The organism is Roseovarius sp. D22-M7, assembly GCF_037083785.1.
In the GTDB taxonomy this organism is placed as follows: domain Bacteria; phylum Pseudomonadota; class Alphaproteobacteria; order Rhodobacterales; family Rhodobacteraceae; genus Roseovarius.
Window position 1 is genome coordinate 12,833 of record NZ_JBAPKY010000035.1, and the last position, 13,819, is coordinate 26,651.

General features: G+C 69.6%; 11 protein-coding genes. All 11 read right to left on the reverse strand.

The window, feature by feature from the left end; genetic code table 11:
* Positions 1 to 13 precede the first annotated feature (13 nt).
* Genes V8324_RS14755 through V8324_RS14805 form a run of 11 tightly spaced genes read right to left on the reverse strand, consistent with a single transcriptional unit; the run spans position 14 to position 13,817 of the window.
* Entirely contained in the window at positions 14 to 2,275 is a 2,262-nt protein-coding gene (locus tag V8324_RS14755; RefSeq protein ID WP_336420691.1) for a hypothetical protein, read from the reverse strand.
* A complete protein-coding gene (locus V8324_RS14760; protein WP_336420692.1) occupies positions 2,275 to 4,629 on the reverse strand; it encodes a baseplate J/gp47 family protein in 2,355 nt (784 codons plus the stop codon). Before V8324_RS14760 ends, V8324_RS14755 begins: the two co-directional genes overlap by 1 nt.
* Positions 4,626 to 7,124: a baseplate J/gp47 family protein gene (locus V8324_RS14765; RefSeq protein ID WP_336420693.1), complete on the reverse strand. Its 2,499-nt coding sequence runs from the start codon at positions 7,122 to 7,124 to the stop codon at positions 4,626 to 4,628. Before V8324_RS14765 ends, V8324_RS14760 begins: the two co-directional genes overlap by 4 nt.
* Positions 7,124 to 7,504 carry a GPW/gp25 family protein gene (locus V8324_RS14770; RefSeq protein WP_336420694.1) on the reverse strand — a complete coding sequence of 127 codons (381 nt, stop codon included), beginning with the start codon at positions 7,502 to 7,504 and terminating at the stop codon, positions 7,124 to 7,126. The genes V8324_RS14765 and V8324_RS14770 overlap by 1 nt, the downstream gene beginning before the upstream one ends.
* Before the next feature lie 10 nt (positions 7,505 to 7,514).
* On the reverse strand, positions 7,515 to 7,820 hold the full coding sequence (locus V8324_RS14775; protein WP_336420695.1) for a hypothetical protein: 306 nt from the start codon (positions 7,818 to 7,820) through the stop codon (positions 7,515 to 7,517).
* Positions 7,821 to 7,836: 16 nt separating this feature from the next.
* Positions 7,837 to 8,367, reverse strand: coding sequence for a phage baseplate assembly protein V (locus V8324_RS14780; RefSeq protein WP_336420696.1), 531 nt, complete (start codon positions 8,365 to 8,367; stop codon positions 7,837 to 7,839).
* Positions 8,364 to 9,521 carry a hypothetical protein gene (locus V8324_RS14785; RefSeq protein WP_336420697.1) on the reverse strand — a complete coding sequence of 386 codons (1,158 nt, stop codon included), beginning with the start codon at positions 9,519 to 9,521 and terminating at the stop codon, positions 8,364 to 8,366. Before V8324_RS14785 ends, V8324_RS14780 begins: the two co-directional genes overlap by 4 nt.
* A gap of 6 nt (positions 9,522 to 9,527) precedes the next feature.
* Complete coding sequence (locus tag V8324_RS14790; RefSeq protein WP_336420698.1) at positions 9,528 to 9,809, reverse strand: hypothetical protein; 282 nt, start codon at positions 9,807 to 9,809, stop codon at positions 9,528 to 9,530.
* An 8-nt stretch (positions 9,810 to 9,817) separates the two neighbouring features.
* Entirely contained in the window at positions 9,818 to 10,516 is a 699-nt protein-coding gene (locus V8324_RS14795) for a hypothetical protein (RefSeq protein WP_336420699.1), read from the reverse strand.
* The gene (locus tag V8324_RS14800) at positions 10,513 to 12,441 is read right to left on the reverse strand and encodes an ATP-binding protein (RefSeq protein WP_336420700.1); all 1,929 of its coding nucleotides are present in this window, start codon (positions 12,439 to 12,441) and stop codon (positions 10,513 to 10,515) included. The genes V8324_RS14795 and V8324_RS14800 overlap by 4 nt, the downstream gene beginning before the upstream one ends.
* Positions 12,438 to 13,817 carry a DUF4255 domain-containing protein gene (locus tag V8324_RS14805; RefSeq protein WP_336420701.1) on the reverse strand — a complete coding sequence of 460 codons (1,380 nt, stop codon included), beginning with the start codon at positions 13,815 to 13,817 and terminating at the stop codon, positions 12,438 to 12,440. Before V8324_RS14805 ends, V8324_RS14800 begins: the two co-directional genes overlap by 4 nt.
* Positions 13,818 to 13,819 lie beyond the last annotated feature (2 nt).

A 13,819-nucleotide genomic window follows, 5' to 3' on the forward strand; every position in this document is an offset into this window, starting at 1 on the left:
TTCCTCCCGAGGATCAGGTCTCGAATACTGGATTGACGACAACGTTGATCGGCCGGAATTCGTCCAGCTTGCGGATCAGGTCGACGTGTTTGATGGGCACCAGCGCCGCGCCGTGAGCGCCGATTTCGGTGGCGCTTTCGCCGCCGCGGGCAATCTCGTCCGGCGCGGTCTGGGCCAGCACGGCGAAGTGCGGATCGCCGAAACGGCGCGACACGAAGAGGCCCGGCGGCAGCGCGCCATCGTAGAAACGGCACTCGAACCCGTCGATCTCCGGCGGGGTCGGGTTGGCGATCGCGGCGGAGTAGCGGATGCAGCTGTTCTGCGCGTCGGCGATGCGGAATTGCCCGTCGGCCAGGACGTGATCGGCATGGATCCGGCCCGCGACGATGTCGCCGAGGACGGTGCAGCGGACCAGCTCCAGCTCCGCGGATCGCACGGCGATGGCGGGTGCGGCGGAGCCGCCCACGACGATCGAATCGCAGATGCGGATCCGGTTGGCCGAGGCCGGATTGCCCACGGTGACGGATTCGATGATCGGCCCGGTCACGCAGCGGTCGATCAGCAACTCCTCGACGGTGCCGGTCAGTTCCAGGCGGATCCGCGGCTGGGTGATGGCGGGCAGGCCGTTCAGCTGTGCCAGCGTCCCGCCAGGATCCAGAGTGACATGGCGCAGGCGCACCTGCGACCAGACGCCCGAGAGCTCCAGCGTCAGCTCCTCGGTGGTGCGGTCGACGCTGCGCAGCGCCAGCCAGATGCCGTCGAGATCCAGCGTGGCGCCGTCGGCCTGGGGCGCGATCTCCAACCGGTCTCCGGTGCCCAGGTCGATCTCGACATAGGGCCGTTCGGTGTCGGCCGCATCCAGCCGCCAGGCCGCGTCGACCTGGATCGTGGCGGCAGCGATGCCGGGGCGGTAGGTGGCGGAGTCGCCGATGCGTTCGGTGCCGCTCCGCGGCCCGGTCCAGTCGGGCGTGGTGGAGGTTATGGGCGTGCTGTCGGCGGGCAGGCCGGGGCGCGGATGCGCGCCCGCACCGATGGGCAGAAGCGTGGCATAATAGCTCAGCTGGTGCTCCAGCCGCGTATCGCCCGCATCGGCCAGCAGCACGCGGCCCCGTGCCGGGTCGACGAAGGCCGAGGCCCAGTCGTGCAGCACCAGCTCGTCTCCCCAGGTGTCGAGGTCGGCGCCGTAGAGCAGCTCCGGCCCGAGCGGGTCGCCCCCGTCGAGGGTGAGCGAGATCCCCAGGGTTTCGGGCGCCGCGTCGGGCAGCAGCGCGGCCTTGGCGCAGTCGGGCCGGATCGAGTTTGCCAGCAGCGCCGTCATATTCTGCACCAGCGTGATCGTGGGCGCATGTGCCACGGCCTGCGCACGCAGGTCGGATTCGTGGTCGAAGGTGGTGCCGAAGAGCGGCGCGAGACTGGTTTCGAAGCCCACCGGCACGCTCTCCAGTGTCGGCGCGAATCGGGCGCTGTTGAGCAGCCGGCAGGTGATCGGCGCGCGCACCTCCCATTCCTCGCGTAGGTCGCAGGCGTCGTTGCGCGCGCCGCCGCGCTGGAAGAGCGGCACGTCCCGCCCCGAGGGGTCGAGCGTCCAGCGGGTGTCGTCCAGCGCCACGGGCGTCACGTCGCGCAGCGCGAAGGTCCGCAGCCGGTAGAGGTGCAGGTTGACCTTGGGTACATCATAGCGTCCGCGCAGACCGCGCCCGCGGCGGAAATCGGGCCTGTGGGCGAGGTCGTCGAAGGCGCTGTCCACGATGCCGCCGATCCGCGCGGCGCGCAGATCCGCAAATCCCCACTGGGGGCTCTGCGTGATGCGCCCGCGCGGCGCGGGGCCGTCCAGGTCGTGGTGGTTCCGAAAGAGCCGCTTGAGGGCCTCGCGGGCCACGGCGTCCCAGTCGGCGATGTCGTCGGCCAGCACCTCCATCAGGCTGCGCGTGCCGTTGCGCTGGCGATAGTGGATGACGCGCTGCACCGCCGCCCGCCGCGCCGCGCGGTTGAGCGGGTTGGGCAGCCGTGCGCCCACGAGCTCCGCGATGTAGGGCAGCGCCCAGTCGTCGGCCTCGTCCACGCGGGTATCGGCCCACAGCCGGTCGACGCTGCGCCGCGCCACCGACATCTCCGCCGCGACGACCTCGATCAGCGCACGCAGCTGGCCGGGGGTGTCGGCCAGCCCGTCCTCGTGGCGGTAGATCTCCGGGATCAGCGCCCAGAGCTTCTCGGCGTAATGGGTGTCGTAGCCGTCCTCTGCCAGGGTCACGGGTCTGTCCGACTCGAGCGCCATCACGTCACTCCGATACTGGTTGTGGCCTCGACGTCGAACCAATCGGTGCCCTCGGCGGGGGCGGTGGCCGAACCCATGTCGCTGCCGCTCAGCCGCAGTGACAGCACCGCCGCGACCCCGGCCACCGCGTGCAGCCGCTCGGTCAGCCGCGAGCGCATCAGCGGCGCGCCGATCTCGACGTTGCGCGGCGACAGAAGCCCGGTCAGATCGTCGAAGAGCGCCAGCTTGATTGCCGCCTTGACGTCGTCGGACAGGTATTCCTCCTGCTTGAGCACATCGACGGAAAGCGTACGCGTGTCGCCCGCGGCCGTGCGCACCTCCACCAGCACGCCCGGCGCGGCGCGGTCCTCCAGGTAGCTGTCGAGGTCCGCGCTGGGATCACCCTGGTCGGGGATCATCACGATTTTGACCAGCGCGCGCTGGCGTCCGCTCTGCCAGCCCCAGGCCGCGCGCGCGTTCAGCACGCCGGTATAGCTCCGCGCCATCGCCTCGAAATCGGCAACCGACACGGCGCGATCCAGCGTCAGCGCGAAATCCGGGGCAGTGCGCTTCAATTCATCGGGCGTTTCCGCATCGGCGCCGCCGGTGGCCGGGAGCGGCGAGTGGATCAGCGCGATGTCCTTGACCGGGCGCTTGAATTGCGTGATCGCGCCCGCCGGCGGCTTCGTCGCGCCCCCGCCGTAGCGATAGGAAAGCGCCACCACATTGCCTGTGCCGGATGGCGGGATCGCCCCGTTCACGCCGTCGCCGAAGCAGACCTCGGTGCTGCCGTCGGGCAGGGTTTCGAGCGCGAAGACCTGGTCCTCCGGCCCGTTCAGGGTCAGGTGGCGGGTGTGCGTCCAGCGGATGCCGTCCACCGCCAGGTCGAAGTAAGGGCTGCGCCCCAGCGGGAGCGCGGCGTTCTCGACCCAGGAGAGCGGTTTCTTTTTCAGCGCGAAGCGCTGGAAAGACGTGCGCCCGTCCGAGCTGCCCAGCACCTCGTTCAAGACGGTCTCGCCGCGCACCGCGTGGATCAGGTTGCCGTAGGCGCGAATGGGCTGCTTCAGCGCGGTGGCGAAGGCCTTCGCGGTATCGGCGGGCGTCAGCGTGCCGGTGCTGTCGGCGGTCTGCACGACGGTGGCGGAGATCTCGGCGCCCGCCTTCGCGGCCCCCTGCAGCATGACCGGTGCCAGCGCGGGGGCCTCGCCCAGCGGGACGACCGGACCCACCAGGTCCACGCCCGCCAGCATGTCGTCCAGCACCACCGTCTCGCGCCCGCGGGCGGCGAGTTCGCCCATGCGCGCCGGGGCGAAATGCAGCCGCGGGTTGGCGGTGTCGTCGGGGCTGGTCAGCAGGTCGAACTCGATGCGGCTCTGCAGCACGGTCTGCGTGACGCTGGTGCTGTCGATGGTGCGGGTGAACGGGACCGGGTCGACCTCGTGGAGCGTGATGGAGCCTGGATAAAGCGTGCCCCCCGCCTCCAGCACCACCGGATCGCCCGCGCGAAGCTGGCCGTAGACCGCGTCGAGATGCATCTCCGCGGAGGTGCCCGAGATGCTGAGCGGAGTCGTGACATAGGGCGAAGCGCCCCCGTCGAGCCGCAGCAGCGTGGCCGATAGCGTGTCGCGTGCCGTGCCGGCGAGCGCCGCAAGCGCCGTGGTGCCGTCCGCGTCGAGCCGCACGCGGCGGAAGCGGGTGCCGTTGGCGTCCTGCTCGGAGCGAATGTCAGTGACACGCCCGGCCCCGGCGAGGGTGATCCCGGTGTCGGCCACGACAAGCACGGCGCCCGGATGCGGCACCGTGCCCGCACCGAAGAGGAGCGTGCCGTTGAAGTCGGTCTCGGCGAGCGGCGCCAGCGCCCAGCGATTGCGCTGCGGCCAGACGGTCGACGGCACGAGCGCCTCGAAGACCTGCGGCTTCTCGCCGTCGAAGCCTTCGCTGCGGAAGGCAGTGAGGGCGGGGATGGTGACCGGATCGACGCCGGAGGTCTCCAGTGCCAGCCGCACGGAGGCGACCATGGCGGGCCGCGGTATATAGCCGATCAGCGCAACGATCTCGGCCAGTGTCTCGGCGTCCGGCGCCGGGGCGAGGTAGGCGCGTTCGGCGATGCGCGCGTCGTAGAAGCCGGTCACCGCCAGCACGTATGCCGCGAAATCCAGCACCATCACACCGAGGTCGCGATGCACCGCCTGCGCGGGATCGACGCGCCAGCCCTCCAGCGCCGCGTGGTCGTTCAGCCGCGCCAGAAGTGCCCGGCGGATATCGCGGAAGCCAAGCATCTGGCGGTCGGGCAGTGCCTGCAGCCCTGGCGCGATGTCGGGCCTGGGCGGGTGGGTCACGCCGGAACAGGGGCAACCGGTGTCGAGCAGGATCATGGCACTGTCTCCGCCTGCATGATCTCCAGCGTGCCGCGCGCCGGGAAGCGCGGGTCATGCATGAGCCGGATGATCTGGTTGCGCTCGACAGGGATCGACGGAGCGGTGAACGCGGTCCAGTTGAGGTATCCGCGCAGCCGGTGCCGGATCAGTGCCACGAAGCGCACACCGGGCACCGACTGGACTGCCGCCTCGATCTGCGACCGGTAGAGCGGCTGGCCGAAGGTGAAATTGTCCGGATCGAAGAGCCCCGGCGGCGCCAGGGCCTCGGCCACAGCCTCGATGACGTCGGCGGTGGCATGGCCGGGTGCAATGCAGATCGTCACCTCCAGGTCGAGGTCGAGGTATTCCGCGGGCAGGCGCCGGGCGTCGCGGGCGGCCTGCTTGATGCAGGCGATCTCGCGGTCGACCACCGCGGCGTCCTCGGGGTCGAGCGAGGTGCCGCTGTAGGGGTCGACCGAGATGAAATCGGTGGGCCACGACCCGGTGTGCCGCGGGACCGCGTTGGCGCGCTGCAGGAAGTCGAGCTTGTTGAGTATGGTCTCGTAGTCCTCGGGCCGGACGGCGCGGCGCGGATTGTCCTGGTAGGCCACGGGGGCGTGGAGGCGCAGGTGATCGGCGGTCTCCTCGTCCTGCCCGCGCGTCACCGCCAGCGGGTTGCGCACTGCGGAGGCGACGGTCAGCCCGGCGATGCCCTGCTCGGTCGGGTCCGACACCCGGCTGATGGCGCCCGCGGGCAGGTTGGCGCGGGCGCCCGGTCCGGTGTCGTAGGTAACGCGAAACACCGTGCCGACGGCGGGCGGCTGGCCGAAGGCGCCAGAGGCGAAGCGGATCGACCAGCCGTCGTCGCCCGCGTAGTCGTCGAAGATTAGCACGTCGAAGGGGCGCTGGTGATGCACCACGTCGCGCCACGATCCCGGCTCCAGCGTGAAGGCGCGGTCATCGTCGTCGGCCGCCACAAGGTTGGGGAAATAGACCCAGGCGGGCTCGGTCGGGTCGGGCGCGCTGGTCGCCGGGTCGAGGATCTCCAGCATCAGACGCGGCGTCGTGGCATCGTCCCAGCCCAGGCCTTCGGTCGCGCTGCGGCGCAGCCCGTGGCGCATGATCGCCTCGCGCTGGCCGGCATGCCGGTCACAGGGCCCCTCGCGTTCCACCGCCCGGGGCAGCCGCAGCAGCGGGCCGACGGTGGCGGGCGGCAACGCGGAAAGCGCCTCTGCGAAGCGCGTGTTCGACCCGATCCGGAATTCCTCGGTGACCTGGCGACCGGCCACGACGGTGGCAATGTTGAGCGCGGCCACGATTTCCGCCTGCGGCGCGGAGAAGGGCAGAGGCGTGTCCCACTCCACGCAGACGTACGGCGTTGGCGCGCCGCTCGTCAACTGCAGCGCGTCGGCGTATTCCGTGACCGCGGTGATGGTGACGATGGCCGACAGCATGCCTTGCGCGTCACTCTCCGGCGCCCAGGTGAGCGCCATGCGGCGCCCGACCCAGTAGCCCGCCGCGGGCACCGGTGAGACGGGATCTATGTCGCCTGCGGCGGGCAGGCTGGTGGCAAGGTAGGCCCGCGTCGCGCCGCGCTCGAGGCAGGCGTCGTCCTCGTCCAGAACGTAGAGCGGGATGGCATTCCAGTCCTCGTGGGTCCAGACGTCCGCGATCAGGCGGAAGGGCACCGGCGCATTGCCCGCCACCACGGACCATACGGTTGCGTGTGAGGGCGCTATCACGCCCGCGTTGCCCTGGGCCACCTCGATGGCGATCTCCGCTTGGGCGGACCGGCCGGGATCGAGCCGGTAGTCGACGAGGCTGGCGAGCGCGCTGAGGCTGCGCCGCTGGGTCGCGGTGGCGAAACGGGTCTCCTGGGCGATGCGGTCCTGCAGGTAGGCCAGTTCGTCCCCGGCGTAGGCCAGCAGCTCTTTGAGCATCACCGCGATGTCGGCGGGCGTGTCCGCGCGCCAGTCGGGATAGGTCCGCGCGGCGTAATCCGACAGCGCCCGGTTGAATGAGCCGAAATCCCGCGCGAGGTAGTCCAGCTGCGGGTCGGCCAGCTCCTCCTCGGGGCAGGGATTGGGGGCGCAGTCGAAGGGATCCGGGCACGCCTGCTGGAAGCTGAAGACGTCGCTCGAGAAGTAATGATCGATTTGCGGGTTGGTCAGGGTCAGCGTGTAATCGGTGAACTCGCCCGGCCCGTCGAACAGGATCTCGAGCACGACACGCTCGCCCGACACGCCGGCGATCCGGTTCCACTGCTGATCGATAACCTCCGGCAGCCGCAGCCCCGGCGCGGCGGAAAGCGCGATGTCGAGCGCTGAGGGCGCGGTGTCTCCCACATCGTCCACAAGCCCCGGGTCGACCAGCGGCGGGGTCAGATCCTGCGGCGGGACCAGGAAGAACACTGCGATCCGGTCCTGCACGTCCTTGTCGAGCACCCGGATGAAGTCGATGCCGGTGAGCGCGGTCTGTCCGGGCGCGGTCAGCAATGTCTTCCGGTCGGCCATCAGAAGGTCACCTCCTCGTTGAGGTAGGCGCTTTCGCCGGTGTGGCGGACGAAGTAGCGGATGGTGATGTCGAGCCGGCTCTCGTCGGTGGTGGCCTCGATCGCCTCGACCTTGATGAAGGCATCCAGCGAGGCGGTCAGCGCCTCCAGCACCAGAGTCTTGGTATAGGCCGCTGTGGCATTCGACAGCGGCGAGAACACCATCCGCCGCACACCGGCGCCGAAAGTTGGCCGCGCGACCCGCTCGCCCGGCGCGGTCAGCAGCACCTGCCGGATCAGCTGCCGGATATAGGCGTCGTAATCCGACGCCTCCGCCGCCCGCCCGGCATTGCCGTCGATCGCGAAAGGGTATTTCAGGCGCTGTGCGAAGGGCGGTTTCATGGCTTTGTCCTCAGGTGGCGCTCAGGCGGGTGGAGGGCTGCTGCACCCTGAGCGGCCCGGTGGGCACGCCGCTGGCGTTGTAGCCGGTCCCGGCCGAAACGGTGTTGATCGCGGGCAGCCCGTTGATCGAGACCCGCACCGTGCCCAACACCCAGTTGCCGACCGTGGTCGTGGCCGAGAAGGTCATCACCTCCGGCAGCACGCCCACCAGTCCGCTTTCGCAGTGTACCCTGAGGTTGACCGGCACCCGGCTGGTGGCGGGGGTGCTGGCGGCGTCGACCACTCCGACGGTCAGGGCCATGGCATTTCCGGACATGTCGCTCTCCTTGTCTTCAGACGACCTTCAGCGCGCCCGCGAGCGCGTCGAAGCCCGCTGCGGTCAACTCGGTCGTGGCTCCGTTGGCGGTGCTGGAGATCTTGGGTGCCTCCAGGCTGATCTCGGCATCGCTGAGGGTGATCCTGGCGCCGCCGCTGGTCTCGATGAGGATTTCGCCCGCCTGGTTGTCGATCCGCAGCGTTGCGAAATCCGTTTTGAAGAAGGCGATGGCGGGGTCGACATCGCCCGGGGGCGCCTCGTTGTCGGCCCAGAAACAGCCGCTCCAGACGGGGAAGTCGGTATTGCCGCCCTCGAACTCGACCCAGATGTTGGCGCCCACCGGCGGCAGTGCGAAAAGACCCACACCGGGCCCTGCGTAAGGCAGGCAGGGCAGCGCCCAGAGTTCGGCCTCGCCCATCACCGCCGGCACCCGGACCAGCAGCCGCCCGCGCCCGGTGGCGTCGGTGTTGTCCGACACCGTGCCGCGATACTTGCCGTAGTGTCGGCTGAGCAGCGCCTCGGCCATGTCCATGAGGCGATCGGTCATGCTTGCGTCTCCTTCAGGCCATTGGCACGAATTGTGAAATCGGTCATGTGCGCCTCCGCTCGGATCACGTGAAGCGCCTTGGTGACCTGGTAGGGGCCCTCCAGCTGTGCGCCGGCACTGGTGACGGTGACGATGTCGTGCGGGAAGATCACCTTGTTGATCTGGGCCACGTCGGCGGAGCACTCCACGGTCACGAACCAGGCCGCGTCGGTGACCTCGGCCTCCTGGGCCAGCTGCTGGGTGATCGGGTCGGAATCGGTGGAGCTGAGCACGCTGCGCTCGATGGCGTCGATGCCGCCCGCTCCCTCGCGCTCCGCGGCCAGCGGGTCATCCTGCGGTTCGGCCTGCTGTTCGCTCGTCTGCCCCGAGCGCGCGTCATGGGCAAATCCGATCGCCGCATTGGGGCGCTCGTAGTCTATGTCGACCTCGAAGCGGGTCACGCTGGGGCATTGGTCGGGCGGCGGGCTCACCCGGATCTCGACCTCGGCGTCCGACAGGCTGAGCACCGGCGGCAGCGGTACCGAACCGCTGCTGTTGCGCGGCGGTGAGGGCGCCATCTTCGCGGTCTCGGTGACGCCGACATTGGGTGCGGTCAGCGTCGGCTGGGTGGTCTCGTAGGTGATCCACAGGAACATGTTGTTGCGCGTGGCCACCTGTTCGATGAACTTCAGGTCGCTGCCGCGCTGGGTGAGCTTGTTGTCGGCGGCATCATAGACCCGCAGGGTTTCGGTCACCTCGGTGTCGAAGCCGTAGCCATCGAGGATCTGCTGCACCACGTCGGACGCGCGCCCCTCGTAGGCGGCCTGGATCTCGACTCGGTCCATCTCGACCCGGCGGTCGAGCCCGTGGACCTCGTGCCAGTTGCCGGTGCCGCCGGTAGTGGCCGCAGACCGCGTCTGCGTGATGGGTCCGCAGACGAGGCACACAAGTTCGTTGTCGGAGGGCGCGAAGACGCCGATCTTCTGTCCCGGGCGGATCGCGGGGTGGCGCGCCGCCATCAGGTCGTTGTCGCAGACGTCCTCCTCAAAGCGCAGCGCGAACTTGGCGGCCTTGTCCATCTCCAGCTCCACGCGCACCTCCACGAGCGTGCCGATCAGGGCCTCGTCGAGGCTGGCGAAATCGTCGCCGGAGGTGATATGCGCGCCGAAACTCACAGGGGGTCAGCCTTTCACGGGGATGCGGATGAATTCGGCGCGGGCGACGGCCTCGGTCGTCAACGCGTCATTGGCGTCCAGCAGCTCCCAGTAGCCTGCCGGATCGTTCAGGTAATGCGCCGCAAGGTGGTCGAGACGCTGGAAATCGTTGCGCCGGTGCAGCCCCAGCTCCGGCTTCACCGATGTCTTCGCGGGCGTCACGCATGCCACCGGGCGTCCCTGCGCATCGATGGCCCCGGTGCGGGTCGAGAAGCGGGCGTATCGGCTCTTGCTGTCGAATATGGCCATGATGGTCCTCAGATCGGCAGTTTCGCGACGGTGCTGATGGCGCTGTCGACGGCGTCGGCGACGGCCAGCGCATCATCCTGCAGCGCGGTCAGGTTGTAGGCGGCAATGGCGAGGTCCTTGCCAGGCGTGGTCTTGCAGCGGAACTGTTCGGGCGGCACCACGATCAGCTCCAGCGTGATCTTGGCCATCACCGGGTAGAGCGCGGGCGAGAACTCGGTCAGCTCCACCGAGTAGCTGGTGATGCGGATGGGCAGGATCGTGCCCGGGCCCAGCACCATCAGCGTGATGGGCACCTCCGGGCGCTCGATTGCGGCCGCCGCCCCGCCTGCCAGCGCCTGCGCCGAAGCGATGAGATCGCCGAAGGCGCCCTTGCTCGCCTCCACCAGCTTCTTGAAGGACGCAAGCTGCGGTGCCACGCCCGCGACCACCGCGAGCGGGTTGGCCTCCTCCAGCTTGTCGGTCGCATCGAGTTCCAGCGCGAAGGAATAGGTCACGTCCGGCGTGAATGGCTGGACCATCGGGCTGGAGGCGGTGCGTGCGTCCTGGTCGCTGTCGGGCGGGCTGTAGGGCGAGATCGTCTGGGTGATGCTCTCGGGGTTGTACTGGAAGGCGACGATGGAAGGCGTGACGATCCCCAGCGTCGGGATCAGCTGCACGAAGGCACCACGGATGGCGCCGCTGGAACCGGGAAAGCCCTGAGCGCTCATCGTCTGGATCTCCTGTCGCGGGGTCGGGTGGTGGTTCGGCCTTCCTTGGCGTATTCCTGCGCTATGGCGTCTTCGATCATGGGGATGTCGATGGGGCTGCAGGTCTTCAGCGCCGCGTAGCGGGCGGTGAGCATGGCCGACTTGATCTGTGAGGGCGAGATCTCGGCGCGCTGCACGAGATCGGCCATCCGCGTCTCAAGCCGCTCGGGATCCTCGCCCATGGCCAGCAACAGCTTGCGGCAGATCTGCGCGCGCAGCGCCGCGTCGGGGCGCGGGAACTCGAAGATGTGCCGCAGCCGCCGGACGAAAGCGGGGTCGATGGCGCCGCGCCGGTTGGTCGACAGGATCACCACGCCATCATGGCCCTCCAGCAGCTGCAGCAGGTGACCGGTGTCGGCATTTGCATAGCGCCCGGTGGTATCCTGCCCATCGGTCCGCTTGGCAAAAAGCGCATCGGCCTCGTCGAAGAAGAGCGCGGCCGCGGCGTTGCGGACCTCGCGGAAGGCGCGCGACAGGTTCTTGGCGGTGTCGCCCACGAACTTGCTCGACACTGCCGCCAGGTCCACCCGCAGCAGCGGCACGCCGAGGTCGGCCGCGATGATCTGCGCGGCCATGGTCTTGCCTGTGCCGGAGGGGCCGCTGAACATCGCCGTCAACCCCGAGGCGGTCGCGAAGAGCCGTCGCATCTCGGGGTTCGCCAGTGCGTCCCTGCGGTGGCGCGCCTCGAAGGCGAAGGCGCGCAGCCCCTCGCGCAGCGCCTCGGGCAGTACCAGGTCCTCCCAGCTGTAGGCGGGCTCGACCGGGCGGCCCACCTCGCCCAAACGCGCCCGGCAGAGCGTGGCGAAATCCTGCGCCGTGTCGGTCTCAGATCCGGGGCAGGTAGCGGCCAGCGCGCGCACATCGCGGAGCCGCGCGAATTCCAGCGCGGGCGACCAAGTATCATCATCCGCGCCGGTCTCTCGCCAGGTGGCGCGCAGCTCGTCGACTGAGGGCTGCGGCAGCTGGACCCGAAGTGGCGTTGCACCCCCGACGATGACGGTGTCACGCGCGTCGGACAGCGGAATGAAATGCAGCGGTGCAGGGGGCAGGCCGTCGGGCCAGTCATCGGGCGGCGGGCCGATCACCGCCGCCTGTGAGAAAAGCGCGAAGCGTTCCAGCCGCACCCGCAGGTCGAGGTCGCCGTCGAGCATGCGATGCGCAATCGCGCCGTAGCCAAGCCGGGCGGCCACATGCGCCGCGAAGTCCTGCCGCCCGCTGCCCTCGTGCCCCGCGACCTGCACCGCGACCGCGCGGCCGGTCTCCAGGATCGCGCCGATCCGCCGCGCGGTGGCCTGCACCGGCCAGCCCGGCAGGGCGGCGGCGGGTTTGTGGTGGCGCACGAAGTAAGCGAGGTCAGCGTCGATCGCCAGATGCCCGGTCAGCCAGTCGGGCACCACCGGGTCGACCCTATAGCCCGCGGGCTCGCCCGCGAACCGCTGCGTCTCCGCGACCAGTCGCCAGAAGCGCAACCGGCTGTTGGTACGGATCACGGGCGCCTCGGACAGTCCGAAGAGTCGCCGGACCAACGGCTCCGTGGGCGCGAATGTCTGCGTGCTGGACTGCGCCTGCGCAATCAGTGGCGCGAGGCTCGGCTCCAGCGCCACCGCCGCGCAGAGCGACAGCATCCCGGCTTCGCCCGCGTCCAGCCCCAAGAGCGTCACCAGCCGCGCCCAGGCCGCGCCTGCTGAGCCCTGGAGCAGCCGGTCGATGGCGTCCAGCGCGGCACCGTCACGCCGGGCATGGAATGCGGCTTCGGCGCGCGGGTCATCGCCCGATCCGTTGATCTGCGCCAGGAAGGCCAGCCGACGTTCCAGCAGCAGCTGTGCCCGGGCCACCAGCAGCCCCCCTGCACTCCGTGTCGTTCTGGGGTCCGCGGCGCCGGTCATAGCGTGATCCAGAAGGGTTGACTTTCGACACCGTTGGCCACCAGCCGGACGGCATGCAGGCCGGGCGTCGCGGTGTCGAAGGCGGGGTGGAAGAGCAGCCCCGTGGCAGTGCGCTCGAATGTGCCCGCGTCGTCGGTAGGCACCCCGGTCAGCGCGGCGACCTCCGAATAGGCGCGCCCGTCCACGGCAAAGGCCAGCCCCACCTCGTCGGACTGGATGTCGAAGAGCGCCTCGATACTCAGCCTCATGGTGCCGTCGCCCGCCACGCCCGAGTGCCCGCCGATGCGCGCCCCCAGCGGCACGTCCACGAGGTTGCTCTCCATGGTGCTGCTGCGAAAGGTTCCGCCGGGGCCGGACCGACGCACCGAGCGACGCACCGAGACCAGGTAATGCCCCGGCAGGATGTCGAGCGTCTCGGTGCCGCCGCCGGGATCGTGCTCGAGGCTGCCGCGAAAGCGCAGGCTCGCGGAATCGGACGCGATGGAGACCGCCCAAGGCGCGTTCAGCGCGGGGTCGATCTCGACCTCGCCCAGCGGCGGGTTGCGGCGCAGCCAGTCGGCGTGGCGCAGCACGATGCGCGCGTCGGTGCCGGTGCCGAAGCCGGTGCCGCTGAGGGTGATATCGCTGTCGCTGGGCGCGGGATCCGCAGTCAAAAGCGGCCGCGCGGGCCGGGTGGTGAGCGCCTGTGGGCCAAGCCCTGTGGCGGGCGGCGGGTCGAAGCGCAGCAGGCCCGAGGCCGCAGTGATCGCGATAGGCGTGATCGGGTCCACGTAGAGGCCGAGGTCGATCACCGGCGCGCTCAGGCGCCTGACCTCTTCCGGTTCCAGGAAGGCGCTGCGGACCTCGTAGTAGCCCGCCAGCCGCACGGTCGCGGTGCTCTCGGCGGACCAGAAGTTGATCGCGTCTTCGGGCGTGACTGGCCGCATCGCCAGGTCGAGCCGCGTACCGCGGCCGAGGTGGTCGGCGGGCACCACCGACTCCGGCAGCGGCCCGCCGCGGTCGAAGGCGGTTGCATCGGTGATCAGCGGATAGTCGTGAAGCGTCTTCATCGCCAGTCCAAGCAGGAACTGCTGCTCCGCGGGGTCGATCTCGAGCGAGTCCTCCATCGTGTGATGCGCGGTCAGGATGAAGAACAGGTTTAGCACCAGCGGCGCCGAGGCGATCTCGCGTCCGACCTCGCCCACGGTGCGGTTGCGTGTCTGCGCGTCCTCGACGGCATGGTAGAGAAAGAGGTTCACCGTGTTCATCCCGCTCACCGATTCCGGCGGCACCGCGGAGATGTTGAGAGCGGGCACCGTGCCGCGCAGATGCTCCATGTTGAACCGCAGGAGCCGCTGCAGGATCGATGTCACGGTGAAGAGGTTCTCGGTCAGCATCG